At 41.0% G+C, this 19,395-nt stretch carries 17 protein-coding genes; all 17 read left to right on the forward strand.

Translation table 11 applies throughout. The annotated features are described in order from the left end of the window. The first annotated feature begins 211 nt into the window (after positions 1 to 211). The 17 genes from cls to PCY11_RS06420 all read left to right on the forward strand — a co-directional run bounded on the left by cls (position 212) and on the right by PCY11_RS06420 (position 19,393). A complete protein-coding gene (gene cls, locus PCY11_RS06340; RefSeq protein ID WP_070464702.1) occupies positions 212 to 1,747 on the forward strand; it encodes a cardiolipin synthase in 1,536 nt (511 codons plus the stop codon). Positions 1,748 to 1,917: 170 nt separating this feature from the next. After that, complete coding sequence (locus PCY11_RS06345; protein ID WP_070846116.1) at positions 1,918 to 3,756, forward strand: MFS transporter; 1,839 nt, start codon at positions 1,918 to 1,920, stop codon at positions 3,754 to 3,756. Positions 3,757 to 3,878: 122 nt separating this feature from the next. After that, positions 3,879 to 6,089 (forward strand): anaerobic ribonucleoside-triphosphate reductase, encoded by a 2,211-nt coding sequence (gene nrdD / locus PCY11_RS06350; RefSeq protein ID WP_301362598.1) that lies wholly within the window; start codon positions 3,879 to 3,881, stop codon positions 6,087 to 6,089. 11 nt (positions 6,090 to 6,100) lie between these two features. After that, entirely contained in the window at positions 6,101 to 6,241 is a 141-nt protein-coding gene (locus tag PCY11_RS06355) for a hypothetical protein (RefSeq protein ID WP_003002079.1), read from the forward strand. 317 nt (positions 6,242 to 6,558) lie between these two features. Further along, positions 6,559 to 7,059, forward strand: a complete 501-nt coding sequence (locus tag PCY11_RS06360; protein WP_070846117.1) for a GNAT family N-acetyltransferase — start codon at positions 6,559 to 6,561, stop codon at positions 7,057 to 7,059. 4 nt (positions 7,060 to 7,063) lie between these two features. Further along, complete coding sequence (nrdG, locus tag PCY11_RS06365; RefSeq protein WP_070846119.1) at positions 7,064 to 7,669, forward strand: anaerobic ribonucleoside-triphosphate reductase activating protein; 606 nt, start codon at positions 7,064 to 7,066, stop codon at positions 7,667 to 7,669. A gap of 468 nt (positions 7,670 to 8,137) precedes the next feature. Further along, positions 8,138 to 9,607: an LCP family protein gene (locus tag PCY11_RS06370; RefSeq protein WP_070506017.1), complete on the forward strand. Its 1,470-nt coding sequence runs from the start codon at positions 8,138 to 8,140 to the stop codon at positions 9,605 to 9,607. Continuing rightward, positions 9,604 to 10,335, forward strand: a complete 732-nt coding sequence (gene cps4B, locus PCY11_RS06375; protein WP_045760016.1) for a capsular polysaccharide biosynthesis protein Cps4B — start codon at positions 9,604 to 9,606, stop codon at positions 10,333 to 10,335. Before PCY11_RS06370 ends, cps4B begins: the two co-directional genes overlap by 4 nt. Before the next feature lie 44 nt (positions 10,336 to 10,379). Continuing rightward, on the forward strand, positions 10,380 to 11,075 hold the full coding sequence (locus PCY11_RS06380) for a Wzz/FepE/Etk N-terminal domain-containing protein (RefSeq protein ID WP_049472727.1): 696 nt from the start codon (positions 10,380 to 10,382) through the stop codon (positions 11,073 to 11,075). Between the two features lie 12 nt (positions 11,076 to 11,087). Beyond that, entirely contained in the window at positions 11,088 to 11,780 is a 693-nt protein-coding gene (locus PCY11_RS06385; protein WP_070846121.1) for a tyrosine-protein kinase, read from the forward strand. Positions 11,781 to 11,798: 18 nt separating this feature from the next. Beyond that, positions 11,799 to 13,175, forward strand: coding sequence for a sugar transferase (locus tag PCY11_RS06390; protein WP_049492609.1), 1,377 nt, complete (start codon positions 11,799 to 11,801; stop codon positions 13,173 to 13,175). Between the two features lie 38 nt (positions 13,176 to 13,213). Beyond that, entirely contained in the window at positions 13,214 to 14,386 is a 1,173-nt protein-coding gene (cps2T, locus tag PCY11_RS06395; protein ID WP_070846123.1) for a beta 1-4 rhamnosyltransferase Cps2T, read from the forward strand. 2 nt (positions 14,387 to 14,388) lie between these two features. Beyond that, positions 14,389 to 15,537 carry a glycosyltransferase family 4 protein gene (locus tag PCY11_RS06400; RefSeq protein WP_070846125.1) on the forward strand — a complete coding sequence of 383 codons (1,149 nt, stop codon included), beginning with the start codon at positions 14,389 to 14,391 and terminating at the stop codon, positions 15,535 to 15,537. Between the two features lies 1 nt (position 15,538). Next, complete coding sequence (locus PCY11_RS06405; protein ID WP_045760010.1) at positions 15,539 to 16,180, forward strand: DUF1919 domain-containing protein; 642 nt, start codon at positions 15,539 to 15,541, stop codon at positions 16,178 to 16,180. Then, on the forward strand, positions 16,177 to 17,142 hold the full coding sequence (locus PCY11_RS06410) for a DUF6625 family protein (protein ID WP_045760009.1): 966 nt from the start codon (positions 16,177 to 16,179) through the stop codon (positions 17,140 to 17,142). Before PCY11_RS06405 ends, PCY11_RS06410 begins: the two co-directional genes overlap by 4 nt. Continuing rightward, positions 17,142 to 18,212, forward strand: a complete 1,071-nt coding sequence (locus PCY11_RS06415; protein ID WP_045760008.1) for a glycosyltransferase — start codon at positions 17,142 to 17,144, stop codon at positions 18,210 to 18,212. Before PCY11_RS06410 ends, PCY11_RS06415 begins: the two co-directional genes overlap by 1 nt. 32 nt (positions 18,213 to 18,244) lie before the next feature. Then, on the forward strand, positions 18,245 to 19,393 hold the full coding sequence (locus PCY11_RS06420; RefSeq protein ID WP_070846127.1) for a polysaccharide polymerase: 1,149 nt from the start codon (positions 18,245 to 18,247) through the stop codon (positions 19,391 to 19,393). Positions 19,394 to 19,395 lie beyond the last annotated feature (2 nt).

The following is a 19,395-nucleotide window of genomic DNA, read 5'->3' on the forward strand; positions in this document are numbered from 1 at the left end:
CTCCGCACAGTTGAGTAGGGCTGTAAAAGCTGATGAAATCAGCGTAGTAGAGCCCACTCAACCACTGCGTCTTGCTCGACAATCCAAAAATAATTGAGAGGCTAGGACTTTTGTCCCACTCTCTTTTTGTTTGTCTAGAAGGGGCTTGGTTGGTCGTTGCAACGGGTAAAAAGAATTGGTATACTAGTAGAAAGAAAAAAAGGAGGATGCTGTGACCTTTCGAAAATTACGTCTATTAATGTCCAAATATGGATTTAGTATTTTGTTTATGGGCTTTGAACTATGGGCATCCTTTGCGGCCTTCTTCTGGCTTAATAGATGGTTCCCTCATTGGCTATCTGTTGCAGTCATTGGGCTCTTATATGTGTCGACAATCTTAGCTATTGTTAATCGAAATACCCCGCCTGAAAATAAGGTGACCTGGCTCTTGATTGCCGTCATTCCTGTCTTTGGATCGCTTTTATACCTCATGTTTGGAGAGCGGCGTTTGTCCAAAAAGGAAATGATCCAGCTGAAAAATATGGAGTCCATGAAGTTTCGAGAGGACAATAGTCATCAGTTGGGTAAGGAGCTCAAGCAAGAAAGCAAGGCAGTTTATGGCTTGGTCAAGTCGATTTTGTCCATGGACCACAATGCGGATCTCTACAATGGGACGGCGTCAACCTTTTATCCTCTAGGAGAGGACATGTATGCGCAACTACTAGAGGATCTGAGAGCGGCGAAAAAATTTATCTTCATCGAGTTTTACATCATTGATGAGGGCTTGATGTGGAACAGTATCCTAGAGATTTTAGAGCAGAAAGTGAAAGATGGGGTCGAAGTCAAACTCCTTTATGACGATATCGGCTGTATGGCGACCTTGGCAGGGAACTATACCAAACGGTTGCGAAAGATGGGAATTGATGCCCATAAATTTAACAAGGTGATCCCCCGTCTAACAGTGGCATATAACAACCGAGACCACCGCAAGATTCTGGTCATTGATGGGCAGATCGGCTATACGGGTGGTGTCAATTTGGCAGACGAGTACATCAACCACATTGAGCGGTTTGGTCACTGGAAGGACAGTGCCATCCGTTTAGATGGACGAGCTGTTAAGGCCTTAACGCGACTCTTCCTCATGAACTGGTACATCAACCGTGGGGAAATCGAGGATTTTGACCGCTACCATATTGAAAATAAGGCGGTCGAAGGAGAAGGGCTCTACATTCCCTATGGGAGTGGACCAAAGCCGATTTACAAGTCGCAGGTCGGAAAGACGGTTTATCAAAATATGATCAACCAAGCGACGGATTACGTCTATATCACGACTCCTTACTTGATCATCGATTATGATTTGACAGAAGATATCCGCAATGCGGCCCTTCGTGGGGTGGATGTTCGCATCGTGACCCCGCATATTCCGGATAAAAAATTGATCCAAATTGTTACGCGTGGGGCTTACTTGGATCTGATGGATGCTGGTGTGAAAATCTATGAGTACACGCCTGGTTTTGTCCACAGTAAGCAAGTTCTTGCCGATGATGAAATGGCGGTTGTAGGGTCGATTAACTTTGATTACCGCAGTCTGGTCCATCACTATGAAAATGCGGTTTGGATGTATCGGACGCCTGCTCTGAAAGAGATTCGGGCGGATTTTGACCACATCTTTGAAGTATCCCAAGAAATCACGGAAGATACCTTCCGCTTTACATGGCACCAAAGCTTAATCAAGGAAATTATGCAATTGTTCGCACCGATGTTGTAATAGGTGTGGGAATACAGAAGAAAGAGTCAGAAGCTGAGAGATCTGACTCTTTTTCCATAGGACTATGTGGCAAGAGGCTGACATGGTCGGCAGAATTTGGTATACTAGAGAAGATAATGAGCTTTTTTCTAAAAGGAAAAGCAGAGGAATAGTGAAGAAAAGGAAAAAGAATGAGCGAAAAAGAGCAAGAAATGACTTCGAAAAAATTAGGGATTCATGTGGGAGATAGTTTCCAGGATACACGTGAAATTCGCGAAGTGCTGGATAAATCGATTTTTCGTGAAGAAGAACCGACTCATAGCCAGCAGGCAGAAGTCTTGGAGGAGCCGGTTGCAATGGAGGTATCAGAGTCCATTAGTGATACCAAGCCAGAAGCAGTAGCAGAACCTACACAAGAATCGGAACAGGAAGCGGAGCAAACGCTCAGTCGGATGAGTCGTCGTTCCCGTAAGGCGGGAGTTGAAGCGACAAAAGCGGAAGCATCTAAGGTAGAAGAGGATACGGAAGAGCTAGAAGCAGATGTGGCAGTTGAGCAGATCCGTCGTCAATCCAAGCGTCCAGTGCCCCTAGCGATTCCTTTTGTATTGAGTCTCTTGATTAGTTTGCTGCATGTCGGGGTCCCATTTTTGACCCGTTTTGCAACCGATCAGCAATCTCAAAACTTGTATGCTGGCTGGGCAATGACCAAAGGTCAAGTCCCGTTTGGTGATTTTTACGGAACCAATGGTCTTCTCTATTATGCGATCAACTGGTTGGGAAGTTTAGCTGGTGGACATTGGATCTTGATGATCCTCCAAGCGATTGCCCTCTTCTTTGCGGGTACTTATCTCTATCGGGTTGTGCGCCTGTTGGTGTCTGATAAAGATACAGCGAAGAATGTCCAGCTACTCTTTTATTTCTTGGTGCTAGGCCTTGGTTTTGGAGGGACTTATGTGACCTTGTTTAGCCTTCCAATCCTATTTGCCAGCATGAATTTCATTTTGGCTTATCTGATTGGGCATCGTAAGGACGAAGGCTTTATCCTTTACGGTGCGATTGCGGCCGTGGCTTTCTTGATTGATCCGATGACCAGTGCCCTGTTTTATTTATTGGCCTTCCTTGGTTTAACAGCCTTTAATATCAAGCAGAAGAGATGGGCGCGTGGTTTTTATCAACTGTTGGCAGCTCTCCTTGGTTTTTCACTCGTCTTTTATCCAATTGGCTATATCACCGTTTTGAATCAGACTTTTGGTTATGCCATTAACCAAGTGACCTATGTCTTTAATGCCTTGAATTTTAGCAATGGACAGACCTTCAGTAATGCCATTTATTATGGACTGTTGGCGCTCGCCTTTGGTCTGGTCTCTGCCTTTTTGATGTCCTTTACGAAGCAAAATAGCAGTGCTCGCCGGATCTTCCGCTTTATGGGATGGGCAGGTAGCTTGGTGGTCCTCATCGTGTCGATTGGTCTTCCTGAACAGGGAGCTTACCAATTGTTACCGATGTTGCCATTTGTTCTTCCTTTGTTTGCGATCTGGTTCTCACGAGATGGGGAAGAAAACGATGGGATCGAACGTCGTGGTCGGAAGAAGAAAAACAAGGAAGTTTGGGCCGCTTACTTTACGAGCCAAGTTTTCTTACCGCTAGTAGCCCTTGTCTATCTGTTGGCGAATCCGGTGGTTCAAGATGTTGTGCTTCAGTCTGGTCAATCGAGTGAACGGAGCGCTATTGCTAGCTACATTCATAACCATAGTAAGGCCAAAGATACCATCTATGCTTGGGATACGACAGCTATTCTCTATCAAGAAAGTGATCGTTTGGCAGCTTCTGCCTTATTGACCCCGACTTCTTATCTGGGGATTAATGAAAACCGGACAAATGTAACCCAACAAATCGATCGGTCTGAACCCAAGTATATTGTGGTCAATAATCAGGTAGAATTGACCTCCAAAATGAAGGACTTGCTCAAAGAAAATTATCGTCTCGTTGAGAAGAAATACCGTCATTTCAAACTCTATCAACGCTCTTAAGAAAATCAATATCTTGTGCTTTAGAAAGTTTTTTATAAAATTTTCCACAAGATATTGATTTTTATTTTTGGAGTGGTATAATACAACTTGTATGTAAATAAATGAAGAGAGGCATGTTTGGTATGATCACCTTGAGAGAAGAAAAACTGAGAATGGCCCCGGATATTTTTGTTGAAAAACGAGATGGCCGCCGTGTTCAATTCGATGTTGAAAAAATTTATAAAGCCTTGTTGAAGGCGACAGAAGAAGTGACTTCTCTCACTCCTGTGCTGGAAGCCAAGCTAGAAACCATTGTCGATCGCGTGATTGCAGAGATCTTGGAACGTTTTCCAAATGGTGTGAAGATCTATGAGATCCAAAATGTCGTCGAACATGAATTGCTTCAAGCCAATGAATATGCCATCGCAGAGAGCTATATTACTTATCGGACGCAGCGGGATTTTGAGCGCTCAAAAGCAACGGATATCAACTTTACGATTGGAAAACTCCTTAATAAGGACCAAGCGGTTGTCAATGAAAATGCCAATAAGGACAGCGATGTCTTTAATACGCAACGGGATTTGACGGCGGGGATTGTTGGTAAGTCTATTGGTCTCAAAATGTTGCCCAAACACGTAGCCAATGCCCATCAAAAAGGGGACATCCACTACCATGATTTGGACTATAGCCCTTATACACCGATGACCAATTGCTGTTTGATCGATTTTGAAGGCATGCTCAGAAATGGCTTTAAGATCGGGAATGCAGAAGTCGAAAGTCCTAAGTCTATCCAAACTGCAACGGCACAAATCTCGCAGATTATTGCCAATGTGGCCTCTAGTCAGTATGGTGGCTGTTCAGCAGACCGGATCGATGAAGTCTTGGCCCCTTATGCAGGAAAGAACTACCAAAAACACTTAGCGGATGCCAAAGAGTGGGTACTTCCTGAAAAGCAAGAGGACTATGCTTGGAGTAAGACTCAAAAAGACATCTATGATGCCATGCAATCGCTAGAATATGAGATCAATACCCTCTTTACTTCAAACGGGCAAACTCCTTTCACTTCGCTTGGTTTTGGTCTTGGAACCAATCGCTTCGAGCGGGAAATCCAAAAGGCGATCTTGGAAATTAGAATCAAGGGACTTGGATCGGAACATCGGACAGCTATCTTTCCAAAACTGATCTTTACCCTCAAGCGGGGGCTCAACCTAGAACCTGGAACCCCTAACTATGATATCAAGCAATTGGCTTTGGAATGTGCTACGAAACGCATGTATCCAGATGTCCTCTCTTATGACAAGATTGTCGAATTGACAGGCTCCTTCAAGGTGCCCATGGGGTGTCGCTCTTTCCTTCAAGGTTGGAAGGACGAGAATGGTGTGGAAGTCAATTCTGGCCGGATGAACCTAGGGGTTGTGACGGTCAATTTACCTCGGATTGCCTTGGAATCGGGCGGAGACAAGGAGAAATTCTGGCAAATCTTTAATGAACGGATGAACATCGCTGAAGATGCCTTGGTTTACCGGGTGGAACGCACCAAAGAAGCGACACCAGCCAATGCACCGATTCTCTACCAGTATGGCGCTTTCGGAAAACGCTTGGGCAAATATGACCAGGTAGATCAGCTCTTCCGTCATCGCAGAGCAACCGTATCTCTTGGCTATATCGGACTCTATGAAGTTGCAACCGTCTTTTATGGTCCAAATTGGGAACACAATCCAGAAGCCAAACAATTCACGATCGATATCATCAAGGATATGAAAGCGCGCGTGGAAGAATGGTCTGACCAGTATGATTACCACTTCTCTATTTATTCAACACCGTCAGAAAGCTTGACAGACCGCTTCTGTCGCTTGGATACGGAGAAATTTGGGAAGGTCCCGGATATCACAGACAAGGAATACTACACCAATAGTTTCCACTACGATGTTCGTAAGAACCCAACGCCATTTGAGAAGTTGGATTTTGAAAAAGTTTATCCTGAAGCGGGAGCTTCTGGTGGCTTTATCCACTATTGTGAATACCCTGTGCTCCAACAAAATCCAAAAGCCCTTGAAGCGGTTTGGGATTATGCCTATGACCGGGTCGGTTATCTCGGAACTAATACGCCGATTGACCGTTGTTACAAGTGTGATTTTGAGGGAGACTTCACGCCGACTGAGCGCGGATTTGCTTGTCCAAACTGTGGCAATAGCGATCCGAAAACGGTTGATGTGGTCAAACGGACCTGTGGTTATCTAGGAAACCCGCAAGCTCGTCCGATGGTCAATGGCCGTCATAAGGAAATCGCTGCGCGTGTCAAACACATGAATGGATCCACTATCAAATCAGCTGGACACCAAGTGACAGATTAGAAAAGGACATTATGGGAAAATACCAATTAGATGATAAGGGTAAGGCTCAGGTTCAACGATTCCATGAGAAGCATTCAAAGGGTGGAATCAATAAAAAAGACCGAGTAGCTAGCCTGAGAGAACAATTTTTAAATAAGAATAAGAAAAAATAAAGGTGAGAATTTTCGCTTCATATTGAAGATGGAATTCTCTTTTGAGACTTTCCTTGGGTGGGTACGGACGTCAGCGAACTTCTACGAAGTTCCATGACTAATTATTGAGCCTAGGGTCTCAATAATTCCGGATGCCTGAAACTTGTTGGTTTCAGGCATTTTTCCCACGGCGGAAAGTCTCAGTAGATTCTTGAAAAAGTTTAATAAATAAGCGTCACCTTATTGTTTCAGTATTTATTAACTCATTTTATTAAAAATATTTGTTTATATTGTGAAGTGAGAGTTCGCTCTCGCTTTTCTCGTATGGGGAGGGGAATATGGAACTACGCAGACCAAGATTAGCAGATAAAGAAACAGTTTTAGAGATGATGGCAGAGTTTGAAGAGACCCAGTCGGCCCACGACGGCGGCTTTTGGGATGCTGAGAACTTTGATTATGAGGAGTGGCTAGAAACTAACCTTAATAAAGAAATGGGAATAAACTTGCCTGAAAATCGCGTTCCATCAATTCAGTTCGTATTGTTTGATAAATCAGGTCATGCTTTAGGTTTTTTGAATCTACGGCTGAGACTAAATGAGGGATTGCTGAATTATGCTGGTCATATTGGCTACTCCATCCGTCCCTCGGAAAGAGGCAAGGGTTATGCCAAGGAGGCTCTCCGTCAAGGTTTGCAAGTAGCTAAAGAAAAGAACATCCATCGTGCTCTGGTGACTTGTAGCACGGAAAATCCTGCCAGCCGAGCGGTTATCTTAGCTAATGGCGGTCAATTTGAAGATGTTCGAAATGGAACGGAGCGTTATTGGATAGAAGTGGAGTAGAAGGATGACATGGAATACACCTAAACCAGGTGAATGGAAGAGTGAAGAACTGAGTCAAGGGCGCATCATCGACTACAAGGCTTTTAACTTTGTCGATGGCGAAGGAGTCCGCAACTCCCTTTATGTGGCCGGCTGCATGTTTCACTGTGAGGGCTGTTACAATGTAGCGACCTGGTCTTTCAATGCAGGCATTCCTTATACACCAGAGTTGGAAGAACAGATTATGGCAGATCTTGCCCAGCCTTATGTTCAGGGATTGACCCTGCTTGGGGGGGAACCCTTTCTCAACACCGGCATCCTTCTGCCCTTGGTCAAGCGCGTGAGAAAAGAGTTGCCCGACAAAGATATTTGGTCTTGGACTGGCTACACTTGGGAAGAAATGATGCTGGAGACACCAGACAAACTAGAGCTTCTCTCACTGATTGATATTCTGGTTGATGGCCGCTATGATAAGAGCAAACGCAACCTTATGTTGCAGTTCCGAGGGTCTTCTAATCAGCGGATCATTGATGTTCAAAAATCCCTCAAAGAAGGAAAAGTCGTCATCTGGGACAAGCTCAATGACGGCAAAGAAAGTTTTGAGCAGGTCAAACGAGATGATCTTTTGTAGGATCTTCAAAAAGACCGGGTGTTTCACCCGGTTCAGATTGAAGACAGAGTCATCTTAGAAACTTTCCTTAGGTGAGTACGGACGTCAGCGAACTTCGAAGAAGTTCCATGACTTAGTTTTGAACCTAAAGTTTCAAAACTCCCGAGTGCTAGAAACAATAGTGTTTCTAGCACTTTTCTCACGGCGGAAAGTTTCAGTAGATGATTGAATAAGCCTAAAAAGCATCTCATTTTAATTTGTTAGGCATTCATTAACTTGTTTGATGTAAAAAACAGTTTGTCTACATTCTCAAACCGGGTTTTTCGCCCGGTTTTTTAGATTCTCTGCATAAGTATACAAGGGATTTTTGCTTGTTTTAGAAAGCGCTTACTTTCCGAATGTCCATAACGGACAAAAAAGTGATAATTAATGCATTTTTTGCTAAAAATATGTTACAATAAATATGATTAGGACTAATTGGAGGTATTTATGTCACAAAGGAGACGGAGTCGTCGTTCAGAGCATAAGTGGGGGCAATTGCGAATCATTAATTCCGTATTGCTTATTTTTTTGCTTATGACTGCAAGTTGGGCGACCTATACCATGTTGGCCAATAACATCTTGGCTTTTCGTTATGTCAATGTTCTCGTGATTGCACTACTAGCTCTTCTCTTGCTCTTGTCAGCTTGGTTTGTGATCAAAAATCAGGCCAAAAAGACAACTTTGGTCCTGCTTCTTGTCGGTTTATTGGCTAGTTCAGGAGTTTTGTTTGCTAGTCAACAGCTGCTGAATCTGACCAGTAATGTCAATGGCCACTCTAACTATACAGAATTTGAGATGGCTGTCTATGTCAAGAAAGACAGTGACATCAAAGATATCAAAGAAATCAAGGAAGTGGTGGCACCAAAGGGCAATAATAACGAAGCCAATCTCACTGCCCTCTTGGACAACATCAAAAAGACCAAGGGTCAGGAAATTTCTGTAGTGGATGCCCCGACTTATCTAGATGCTTATAAGAGCCTGCAAGAAGGGAATGCTTCTGCTATGGTCCTCAACAGTACCTTTGAGGATACCATTGCCGCAGAAGATGCGGACTATGCGAAGAAGTTGAAGAAAATCTATTCCTACAAGGTCCGAAAAGAAGTGGCAGCGACGAGCAAGGTGTCTGCCAATGCGGATGTCTTTAACATCTATGTCAGCGGGATCGATACCTATGGTCCGGTAACCTCGGTTTCTCGTTCAGATGTCAATATCATCATGACGGTTAATCGGAAGACCAAGCAAGTCCTATTGACAACGACTCCACGGGATGCCTATGTACCGATTGCAGATGGTGGTAACAACCAGAACGATAAGTTGACCCACGCGGGGATCTACGGAGTGGATGCTTCGATCCATACCCTTGAGAATCTCTATGATATCAAGCTTAACTATTATGTTCGTCTCAATTTCACCTCCTTCCTCAAGTTGATTGACCTTCTAGGGGGGATCGATGTGGAAAATGACCAAGAATTCACGAGCCTGCATGGCAAGTTCCATTTCCCGGTTGGAAAGGTTCATTTGAATTCAGAGCAAGCCCTCGGTTTTGTTCGCGAACGCTACTCACTCCAAGGTGGCGACAATGACCGTGGGAAAAACCAAGAAAAAGTCATTGCGGCCATTATCAAAAAGTTGACCTCAACTAAGGTCTTAAGCAACTACAACGAGATTATCGGAAACCTCCAAGATTCTGTCCAAACCAATATGCAGTTGCCGACTATGATGAACTTGATCAATACCCAGTTAGAAACGGGTGGTTCTTATGAGGTGACATCTCAAGCGATTACTGGTCAAGGACGAAATGACTTGCCGTCTTATGCTATGCCTGGATCCAACCTCTATGTCATGGAGTTGGATCAAGCCAGCTTGACCAAGGCTAAGGAAACCATTCAAAAAGTAATGGAAGGAAAAGAAAAATGATTGATATCCACTCGCACATCGTCTTTGATGTGGATGATGGACCAAAGACAAGAGAAGATACACGTGCCTTATTGGAAGAAAGCTATCGCCAAGGGGTACGGACCATTATCTCCACTTCTCATCGTCGCAAGGGGATGTTTGAAACTCCAGAAGAAAAGATTTCTGAAAATTTTCAAGAAGTGAAAAAAATTGCGGCAGAAGTCGCGCCAGATTTAACGATTCATTACGGGGCAGAGATCTACTTTACCAATGATGTCTTGAAAAAACTGGAAGAAAAGATCATTCCACGTTTAGCTGAGACGCGCTTTGCGCTGATTGAATTCAGCATGGGAACACCTTACAAGGAGATCCATACGGCCTTGGACCGTTTGCTCCATCTAGGTGTGACACCGGTGGTGGCCCATATCGAGCGCTACAAGTGCTTGGAGAAAAATGAGGAGCGCGTGCAAGAGATGATTGACATGGGCTGCTACATGCAGATCAATAGTTCCAGTGTTCTCAAGCCTCGCCTCTTTGGGGATGAACAAAAACAACTCAAAAAACGAGCTCGGTACTTCTTAGAAAAAGACTTGGTGCACTTTGTGGCCAGTGATATGCACAATGTGGATAAACGACCGCCTTATATGGCAGAAGCCTATCGCTTGATCAAGGAAGAATACGGAGAACAACGAGCACAAGCTCTCTTTGTCAGCAATCAAGAACTCTTGTTAGCGGATGAATTAATCTAACCAGAAAACAGGTGGAGAGATCCACATGAAGGAGTAATTAGGAAATGAACAATCAAGAAAATCAAGCAGTGGAAATTGATGTTTTCGCTATGCTGAAGACCCTATGGAAACGCAAGTTTTCGATCGTTTTGGTCGCTCTTGTCTTTGCCATTGCAGCATTTGGCTACAGTGCCTTTTTAGCCAAGAAAGAATACCAAAGTACTAGCCGGATCTATGTGGTCAGTCGTCAAAACCAAGACAACAATGCCTTGACAAACTCTGATTTGCAGGCTGGTTCTTACTTGGTTAAGGACTACCGTGAGATCATTCTTTCTCAAAATGTCTTGAGCCAAGCCATCGAAGAATTGAAACTCGATATGACACCAGCTGAGTTGTCGAAAAAGATCAGTGTATCCGTTCCGACAGATACTCGTATCCTTTCGATCACGGCTAAGGATGGAAATCCAAAAGAAGCGGCTCGCATTGCCAATGGCCTTCGGAATGTAGCGGCTGAAAAGATCATTTCTGTGACCAAGGTGTCAGATGTTACAACCTTGGATGAAGCAGAAGTGCCTCAATCACCTTCTTCACCAAATATCCGACGCAATGTCCTTCTTGGCTTTATTGCTGGAGCAGGCCTCATGGTGGTGCTCATGGTCGTAGTAGAAGTCTTGGACGATCGTGTTAAGAGACCAGAAGATATCGAAGAGTTGATGGGCTTAACCTTGCTTGGTATTGTGCCAGATATTAAGAAACTGTAGACTGGGGATCGCATGAATACGTTAGAAATTTCAAAAAATAAATTGCAAGAAGTTCGGAAGGCAGAAGAGTACTTCAATGCCCTTGCGACGAATATCCAATTGAGTGGGGTAGACTTAAAAGTCATCGCCATCTCATCTGTTCAAGAAAATGAAGGGAAATCAACCACTTCAACCAACTTGGCCGTTGCCTTTGCGCGTGCGGGCTACAAGACCCTCTTGGTAGACTGTGATATCCGGAACTCTGTCATGACAGGGATTTTCCGTAGCCGTACTAAGATCCAAGGCTTGACCGACTTCTTATCTGGCCGTAGTCAATTGGACCAAATCTTGTATGCGACTGATTTTCCAAACTTGGATATCATCGAGTCTGGACAAGTAGCGCCAAACCCAACAGGTCTCTTGCAAAGCAAGAACTATACTGTGATGATGGATGCCCTGCGTGAGCATTTTGACTACATCATTGTCGATACGCCTCCAATCGGGGTCGTGATCGATGCGGCCATTATCGCCCAACGCTGTGATGGAACTGTCTTGATCACAGAATCTGGTGCCAACGGACGCAAGGCTGTCCAAAAGGCCAAGGATCAATTAGAACAAACAGGCACACCTTTCTTGGGAGTAGTGCTCAATAAATTTAACATTAAAGCTGCTGAGTATGGTTCATACGGTGGATATGGATCTTACGGAGAGTACGGGAAAAAGTAAAGAATAGGATTGAGGAAAATGGGAGAAGAAAGAATCGAACTGGAAAAACTAAATATTGTTCTCTTTCAAAGTTTGGCTGTCCTATTTTCAGCTTACATTGTGAGTCTTTTTAAGGATGCAGAATACACGTCGCAGACAATTGCCATTCTCTATCTCTTGCATTTTGTAGCCTTCTACATTAGCAATATTGCCTATCGTTTTTACAGCAGAGGCTATCTAGATGAGCTCTTTCAGGTCTTGAAATACAATGTATTTTTCGCTGTTGGAATCACCTTTACCTCTTTTATGCTCGACGGGGTCTTTTCCATTTCTCGTCGGGGGATGATCTACTTCTTTCTTTTCAATACGTTTTCCGTCTACATCATGGATCTCTTGCTCAAGAGATACCGGAAGTCTGTTTCACCACGGCGGAAAAGTTCGCGAAAGATTTTCCTGATTACAGCGACTAGTCGGATGGAAAAGGTATTTGATATTCTGCATTCGCCCAGCCTCTATCATGGGGAATTGATCGGTGTCACCGTCATGGACGATACGGATTTTACCCATTCGGGTGTACGGGTGGTGCAGCCGGATCAAATGATGAACTTTGTGACCAAGGAAGTGGTGGATGAAGTGTTTATCAATCTGCCAAGTGAGGACTACAATATTAGTGACTTCGTCTCGGAGTTTGAGAGTATGGGGATCGATGTATCGGTCAATCTCAATGCCTTTAACTTCGCTTCTTTGGGCAATAAACGGGTTCGAGAAGTCGGGGGACTAAGTGTCGTCACTTTCTCAACCAATTTCTACAAACCGAGCCACGTATTTGCCAAACGTCTCTTGGATATTGCGGGAGCCCTCTTTGGTCTCTTGATTTGTGGACTAGTGAGTATCGTTTTGGTCCCTCTAATCCGTAAAGATGGCGGCCCTGCCTTCTTTGTACAAAAACGGGTCGGAAAGAACGGACGGTATTTCAATTTCTATAAATTCCGCTCCATGCGCGTGGATGCCGAAGAGATTAAAAAAGATCTGATGGCGCAAAACACCATGACGGGTGGGATGTTTAAGATGGAAAACGATCCACGGGTCACACCAATCGGACGCTTTATCCGTAAGACCAGTCTGGATGAATTACCACAATTTTACAATGTGTTGATCGGTGATATGAGTCTAGTCGGAACTCGTCCTCCAACGGTAGACGAATACCAAGACTATACGCCAGCCCAAAAACGCCGACTCAGTTTCAAGCCAGGGATTACAGGCCTTTGGCAAGTGAGCGGACGCAGTGAGATTACTGATTTTGACGAAGTGGTCAAACTCGACGTTGCGTATATGGATGGTTGGACGATCTGGAGAGACATTCAGATCCTGCTCAAGACCGTGAAGGTTGTACTTAGAAAAGAAGGAGCGAAGTAGGAAAATGCCTACTTCGTCCTTTCCATGTTAGGAGAAAAATGACACAATCAATTTATATCGTTGGTTCCAAAGGGATTCCAGCAAAATATGGTGGTTTTGAGACCTTTGTTGAGAAGTTGACGGAATTCCAACAAGATAAAAATATCCAGTATTATGTAGCTTGTATGCGGGAGAACTCAGCCAAATCAGGGATTACTGCAGATACTTTCGAGCATAACGGTGCAATCTGTTACAACATTGATGTCCCTAATATCGGTCCTGCGCGTGCCATTGCTTATGATATTGCAGCCCTCAACAAGGCCATTGAAATCGCAAAAGAAAACAAAGACCAGGCTCCGATCTTCTATGTCTTAGCTTGCCGGATTGGTCCTTTTATCTCAAAAATTAAAAAGAAAATCAAGGCTATCGGAGGGACTCTGATGGTCAATCCGGATGGTCATGAGTGGCTTCGGGCCAAGTGGAGTCTTCCAGTTCGCAAATACTGGAAATTTTCTGAACAACTCATGGTCAAACATGCCGACCTTTTGATCTGTGACAGCAAGAATATCGAAGCCTATATTCAGAAGGATTACGCTAAGTATCAACCACAGACGACCTATATTGCTTATGGAACCGATACAAGCAAGTCTATCCTGAGTAAAGAAGACGAGAAAGTACGGACTTGGTTTGCAGATAAGCAAGTTACTGAAGGGGATTACTACCTTGTTGTGGGACGTTTTGTACCGGAAAACAACTATGAGGCCATGATTCGTGGCTTTATGCAGTCAAACTCCCAAAAAGATTTTGTTCTGATTACCAATGTAGAACAAAACAAGTTCTATGAACAGTTGCGTAAAGATACTGGATTTGATCAAGATCCCCGAGTGAAGTTTGTAGGGACTGTTTATGACCAAGAATTGCTCAAATACATTCGTGAGAATGCCTTTGCCTATTTCCATGGTCATGAGGTAGGCGGGACCAACCCCTCTCTTCTTGAAGCTTTGGAATCAACCAAGCTCAACTTGTTGTTAGATGTTGGTTTCAACCGCGAAGTAGGTGAAGATGGTGCTCTCTATTGGAAGAAAAATCAATTAGCAAGTGTCATTGATCAAGCTGAGCAATTGGCTGTACAAGCTATCGAAGACCTTAATCAAAAATCAAGTAAACGTATCTCTGAAGCCTTTACTTGGGAAAAGATTGTCACAGACTACGAGAAAGTATTTAAAGGTTAGAAATGCAGAAAATTTTATATCTCCATGCTGGTGCAGAAATGTATGGTGCTGACAAGGTTTTGTTGGAGCTTATTAAAGGATTGGATAAAGATGCTTTTGAAGCACACGTTATTTTACCCAACGACGGTGTCTTAGTGGGTGCTCTAGAAGATGTCGGTGCTAAGGTTAAAGTCATTGATTACCCAATCTTGCGCCGGAAATATTTTAATCCAAAAGGGATTCTTGAGTACTTTGGCTCTTATAACCGTTACTCCAAACAGATTGCTCAATATGCTAAAGAAAATGGGATTACCCTTGTTCACAACAACACCACAGCGGTTCTTGAAGGAATTTACCTCAAGTGGAAGTTAAAACTTCCTTTGATTTGGCATGTGCACGAAATTATTGTCAAACCAAAAGCCATTTCAGATTTTATCAACTTTTTGATGGGGCGCTATGCGAATAAGATTGTGACAGTTTCAAATGCTGTAGCTAATCATGTCAAGCAGTCTCGTTTTGTCAAAAATGACCAAGTTCAAGTCATCTATAATGGTGTTGACAATGCTGTTTATCAAGAGATGGATGCTAGCGCGGTCCGTGACCAGTTTGGTATCGCACAGGATGCCTTGGTTATTGGAATGGTTGGTCGAGTAAATGCCTGGAAAGGGCAAGGAGACTTCCTAGAAGCTGTGAGGCCAATCTTAAAGTCTAATCCAAAAGCAGTAGCCTTTTTAGCAGGTAGTGCATTTGAAGGGGAAGAGTGGCGCGTGGATGAGTTGGAAAAGGCTATATCAGACTCACCAGTAGCTAGCCAAATCAAGCGGATTGAGTATTATAGCAAGACGACAGAACTCTATAATATGTTTGATATCTTTGTCTTGCCAAGTATCAATCCAGATCCATTACCAACAGTCGTGCTAGAAGCCATGGCTTGTGGTAAACCTGTAGTGGGTTACCGTCATGGCGGTGTCTGTGAAATGGTGAAGGAAGGCGAAAACGGTCTTCTTGCTACACCGAATCAGCCTAGAGAATTGTCTAAGGCTATTCAAGAATTAGCTAACAATACCGATAAGAGAGAGCAATTTGGTAAGGCATCGGTCAAACGTCAAAAAGAACTCTTCTCATTACAAAGTTATATTCTGAATTTTTCGGAGCTGTATAAGAAATATTAAGATGAATACTGAAACAATTAAGAACAAATTAAAACCAATCGTTTATCCAATTATTAACTTTATTCCTCGGCGAAGACTCAAGAATAAGAATTTCACGATTATTTGTGATAATTGTTGGGCAGGAAAAGTTTATCAAGAATTGGGTTTACCTTACCAAACGCCATTTGTAGGGATGTTTATCTTTTCACCTGATTACATTAAGATGCTTAAGAATTTAAAACATTATTTGAGCGGAAACATCCCTTTGAAATTTGTTAAGGAATCAAAATATATCAAAGACTTTGATAATGCCTATCCTCTAGCATTCCTTGATGATATTGAACTTCATTTCCTGCATTATGCAGATGAGGAAGAAGCAATTCAAAAATGGAACCGTCGTTTAGAAAGAATTCATTGGGATCATTTATATTTCAAGTTCAATGACAATGATGCTTGTACTTATGAATTGATGAAAGAGTTCGAAGAGCTTCCATACAAGAGTAAGGTTATTTTCTCTTCAAAGAATTATAGTGATTTACCTTCCTTAGTTCATTTCAAATCAGCTGAAAAGCAAGGACACGTTGGCATCGACTTGAAAACATATCATCGCTATTTTAATGTTGTAACTTGGCTGAATAAAGGTGGAGAGGATCTAACTAAATGAAAAAGATAAGACTAATTATTCCATATTTTGGAAAACTTCCAACCTTTTTTCCTTATTTTTTGTTGACTGCTAAACGTAATCAAAAAATTGATTTCTTAATTTATACGGATCAAAAGGTTGACCAATTTGAAATTTTAAATGCTAAAAATATAGAATTTGTAACTCTTTCTTTTGATGATTTAAGAGAAAAAATCCAGTCTAAGTTTGATTTTAAAATTTCTCTCAAAACACCTTACAAATTATGTGACTATAGGGTTGCTTACGGGCTTATTTTTGAAGAAGAATTAAAAGAGTATGATTACTGGGGATTTTGTGATACAGATGTCTTACTTGGTGATATTTATCAATTTCTGGAAAAGCATAGCTTTTTTGAGAATGATTATGCTCGATATGGCCTTTTTGGTCACCTCCAAATATTTAAAAATTCACAAGAAGTTAATCGTATATTTATGTCTGGTAAAGGTTTAAACTATCGATTGGATTATCAAAATGTCTTCACTAATGAGCAAAGTTTTATTTTTGATGAGGCAAACGGTATCCAAAAGATTTTTGAAAAAAGTAATTTCAAACAACTGCAAGATAAGTTTTTTGATGATATCGATATTAGTCATTTCTCATTTCGAGAATATGGTGAAAATGAACCTAAACGCTATTATTTTTGGTCAGAGGAAAATGGTTTGGAATCAATAAATTTAATCGATGGTAATATAGAGATTAATCGTCCTCTATATGCACATTTTCAAAAGAGAGTGATTAAGTGTCCTGAGTTTAGACTAGTAGATTCATTTTATGTTATACCAAATCAATTAGTTATTGGAGAGAAGATTTCTAAGGAAGAGTTTTTAGAAGTAACAAGAAATAAATTCTATTGGGCATATGTTAAATCAACAATTTTAAAGAAGTTTAAAAAAGAGAAATGGACACTAGAGTTTATTCGTCATAAATTAAGGATGAAGGGTTAATGGATAATATAGATTTGAGCATTATTGTTCCCGTATTTAATGTTGAAGGTTATTTAAAAAGAGCCCTAGATTCAATACTTTTGCAACCGTCATCAATCACATATGAAATTCTGCTAATTGATGATGGTTCAAATGATAAAAGTGGTGCGATTTGTGATGAGTACCAAAGTAATTTTTCGAATATTTTTGTTAGTCACATTGAAAATAACGGAGTGGCAGAAGCGAGGAATTTAGGTATTTCTCTCTCGGGGGGGAATTATTTATACTTTATGGACCCAGACGACTTCGTATCTGAGGATTTCTTTGAAAAAATATTTCCTAACCTCAATGATAAATGGGATGTTCTTTGTTTTGGCTACAATGAAATTAAAGAAAATAAGGACACTATTTTGTCTTGTCGCCCTCATTTTTATACGCATTGTGGTCTTCTTGGAAAGAATGAATTTAGAAATAAATTTATAGAGCTTTTCAAAACTGATATGATGTATAATGTTTGGTCGAGAATCTATAACAAAGAATTCATTCTAAAAAATAATATTAAGTTTCCTAGTAAACCAATAGGAGAAGATACTTTATTTAATTTCCAAGTTTATCAACAATTAGATAACATTCTTTTTATTGATTCGACTCTTTATAATTATATTGCAGGTAGAAGTGGTTCTGCACTGACGAGTTTTCATCCTAGAAGAATTGAAATTCAATTAGATGAACTTCAAATATTGCAAAAATTACTTAAAAAGTTCCAACTAGAAGATGCTACGTTAATTCAAGAAATTAAGACAAAAATCATTGTAAGTGCAACCTTTCAAATTTCTAATTTAAATGCGAGAAGGAAAGAAAAGATAAAATTACTGCGATCTATTATCGATAATAAAGCTTTTTACGATATCTTTTCAGGAAACAGGAATCAAATTATTGGGTCTTATAAGACGTTATTGAGACAGCGAAATATTTCTTCTTTTCTTAGAAGATTGAGTATTGATCTTCTCACCAAAAGAAAATTTCGGACAGTCATCTTTATTGAAAAAATGAAAATGAATCCAATTTTACGTAAAATTGCTTTTAAATAGGTGTAGCTATTTTATTAAGAGAAAAAGGGATTATGTTAAAAATTAAGTTTGAGAACCTTTTGGTTATTCTAGTATTGACTCTCATTGTTGGGTACGATACTCTTATGACAACAATGTTAAACAGAATAATCCCAAACCTTCCGGTTGTTTTATTAATCTGTTTTTCATTATTATTATGTTTTAGATTTTTGTATATAAAAAAATTCACGTTCTTTTATATCTTAACTGCTATTTTATTACTACTAACAAGTTTTGTCGTATTCATGCATACGGGCGGGACTAATTTCCTACTTTATTCATTATTGATTTTGTTATTATATGATGCAGATATTGATGTTATCTTAAAAACATACGTTATTGTGTCAGGAACGATAGTGTTCGGAGTGTTCTTACTTTCAATTCTGGGAGTTATTCCTAATTTACAATTTGCTCAGGTCCGTTCGTCTGGCCTTGTGATTAGAAATTCCTTTGGTTTCATTTATCCAACTGACTTTGCGTCTCACTGTTTTTATTTATTTATTGCTTGGGGATATGTACTACGGAAAAGGTTCATCATACTACGAACCTTGGTAGGTATTAGTTTAGCATTTTTTATCATCAAATTTTGTGATGCTAGGTTAAATGCCCTTTCTGTACTTGTAGCAACTGTCATTTTTATTGTTATGTATGTTACTAAAGAAAGAAAATTTAAAATTTATGGGATCCTACCTTATTTTGCAGCTATATTTTCTTTCTTAATGTTTTACTTATCGTATTTCTTTACCTGGTCTTCTTCATTATTTGTGAGTTTGAACAACTTATTCAGTATGAGGTTATTTTTAGGGAAAAATGCAATAGAGACCTATGGATTACATTTGTTTGGAGCAACCGGGGTTAAGTTTATAGGATATGGTGGCACAACAGAATCAGTATACAGTTATAACTATGTAGATTCCTCTTATATTCAAATGTTATTTTACTACGGAGTTGTTCCTGTAGTATTACTGGTATTGATTTATGTACTTGCATCAAAGAGAATTTATAAACAGGGTATGTTCCTATTCTTAGCTTTATTATCGCTTATTACAATTAATTGTATGATAGAAGCTTTTTGGATAAGACCAGGATATAATATTTTTATTTTTACACTTTTTGCTAGCCTTGTGCCAGTTCAATACAAAATAAAAGATAGAATTGAATGATC

Origin of the sequence: Streptococcus sp. SP8, from assembly GCF_030440045.1 — a bacterium.
Lineage (GTDB): Bacteria > Bacillota > Bacilli > Lactobacillales > Streptococcaceae > Streptococcus > Streptococcus parasanguinis_I.

What these genes read in the sequence shown, in the direction of transcription:
- PCY11_RS06345 (WP_070846116.1), top strand. Translation starts at nt 1,918, where the DNA reads ATGAGCGAAAAAGAGCAAGAAATGACTTCGAAAAAATTAGGGATTCAT.
- nrdD (WP_301362598.1), top strand. Translation starts at nt 3,879, where the DNA reads ATGATCACCTTGAGAGAAGAAAAACTGAGAATGGCCCCGGATATTTTT.
- PCY11_RS06355 (WP_003002079.1), top strand. Translation starts at nt 6,101, where the DNA reads ATGGGAAAATACCAATTAGATGATAAGGGTAAGGCTCAGGTTCAACGA.
- PCY11_RS06360 (WP_070846117.1), top strand. Translation starts at nt 6,559, where the DNA reads ATGGAACTACGCAGACCAAGATTAGCAGATAAAGAAACAGTTTTAGAG.
- nrdG (WP_070846119.1), top strand. Translation starts at nt 7,064, where the DNA reads ATGACATGGAATACACCTAAACCAGGTGAATGGAAGAGTGAAGAACTG.
- PCY11_RS06370 (WP_070506017.1), top strand. Translation starts at nt 8,138, where the DNA reads ATGTCACAAAGGAGACGGAGTCGTCGTTCAGAGCATAAGTGGGGGCAA.
- cps4B (WP_045760016.1), top strand. Translation starts at nt 9,604, where the DNA reads ATGATTGATATCCACTCGCACATCGTCTTTGATGTGGATGATGGACCA.
- PCY11_RS06380 (WP_049472727.1), top strand. Translation starts at nt 10,380, where the DNA reads ATGAACAATCAAGAAAATCAAGCAGTGGAAATTGATGTTTTCGCTATG.
- PCY11_RS06385 (WP_070846121.1), top strand. Translation starts at nt 11,088, where the DNA reads ATGAATACGTTAGAAATTTCAAAAAATAAATTGCAAGAAGTTCGGAAG.
- PCY11_RS06390 (WP_049492609.1), top strand. Translation starts at nt 11,799, where the DNA reads ATGGGAGAAGAAAGAATCGAACTGGAAAAACTAAATATTGTTCTCTTT.
- cps2T (WP_070846123.1), top strand. Translation starts at nt 13,214, where the DNA reads ATGACACAATCAATTTATATCGTTGGTTCCAAAGGGATTCCAGCAAAA.
- PCY11_RS06400 (WP_070846125.1), top strand. Translation starts at nt 14,389, where the DNA reads ATGCAGAAAATTTTATATCTCCATGCTGGTGCAGAAATGTATGGTGCT.
- PCY11_RS06405 (WP_045760010.1), top strand. Translation starts at nt 15,539, where the DNA reads ATGAATACTGAAACAATTAAGAACAAATTAAAACCAATCGTTTATCCA.
- PCY11_RS06410 (WP_045760009.1), top strand. Translation starts at nt 16,177, where the DNA reads ATGAAAAAGATAAGACTAATTATTCCATATTTTGGAAAACTTCCAACC.
- PCY11_RS06415 (WP_045760008.1), top strand. Translation starts at nt 17,142, where the DNA reads ATGGATAATATAGATTTGAGCATTATTGTTCCCGTATTTAATGTTGAA.
- PCY11_RS06420 (WP_070846127.1), top strand. Translation starts at nt 18,245, where the DNA reads ATGTTAAAAATTAAGTTTGAGAACCTTTTGGTTATTCTAGTATTGACT.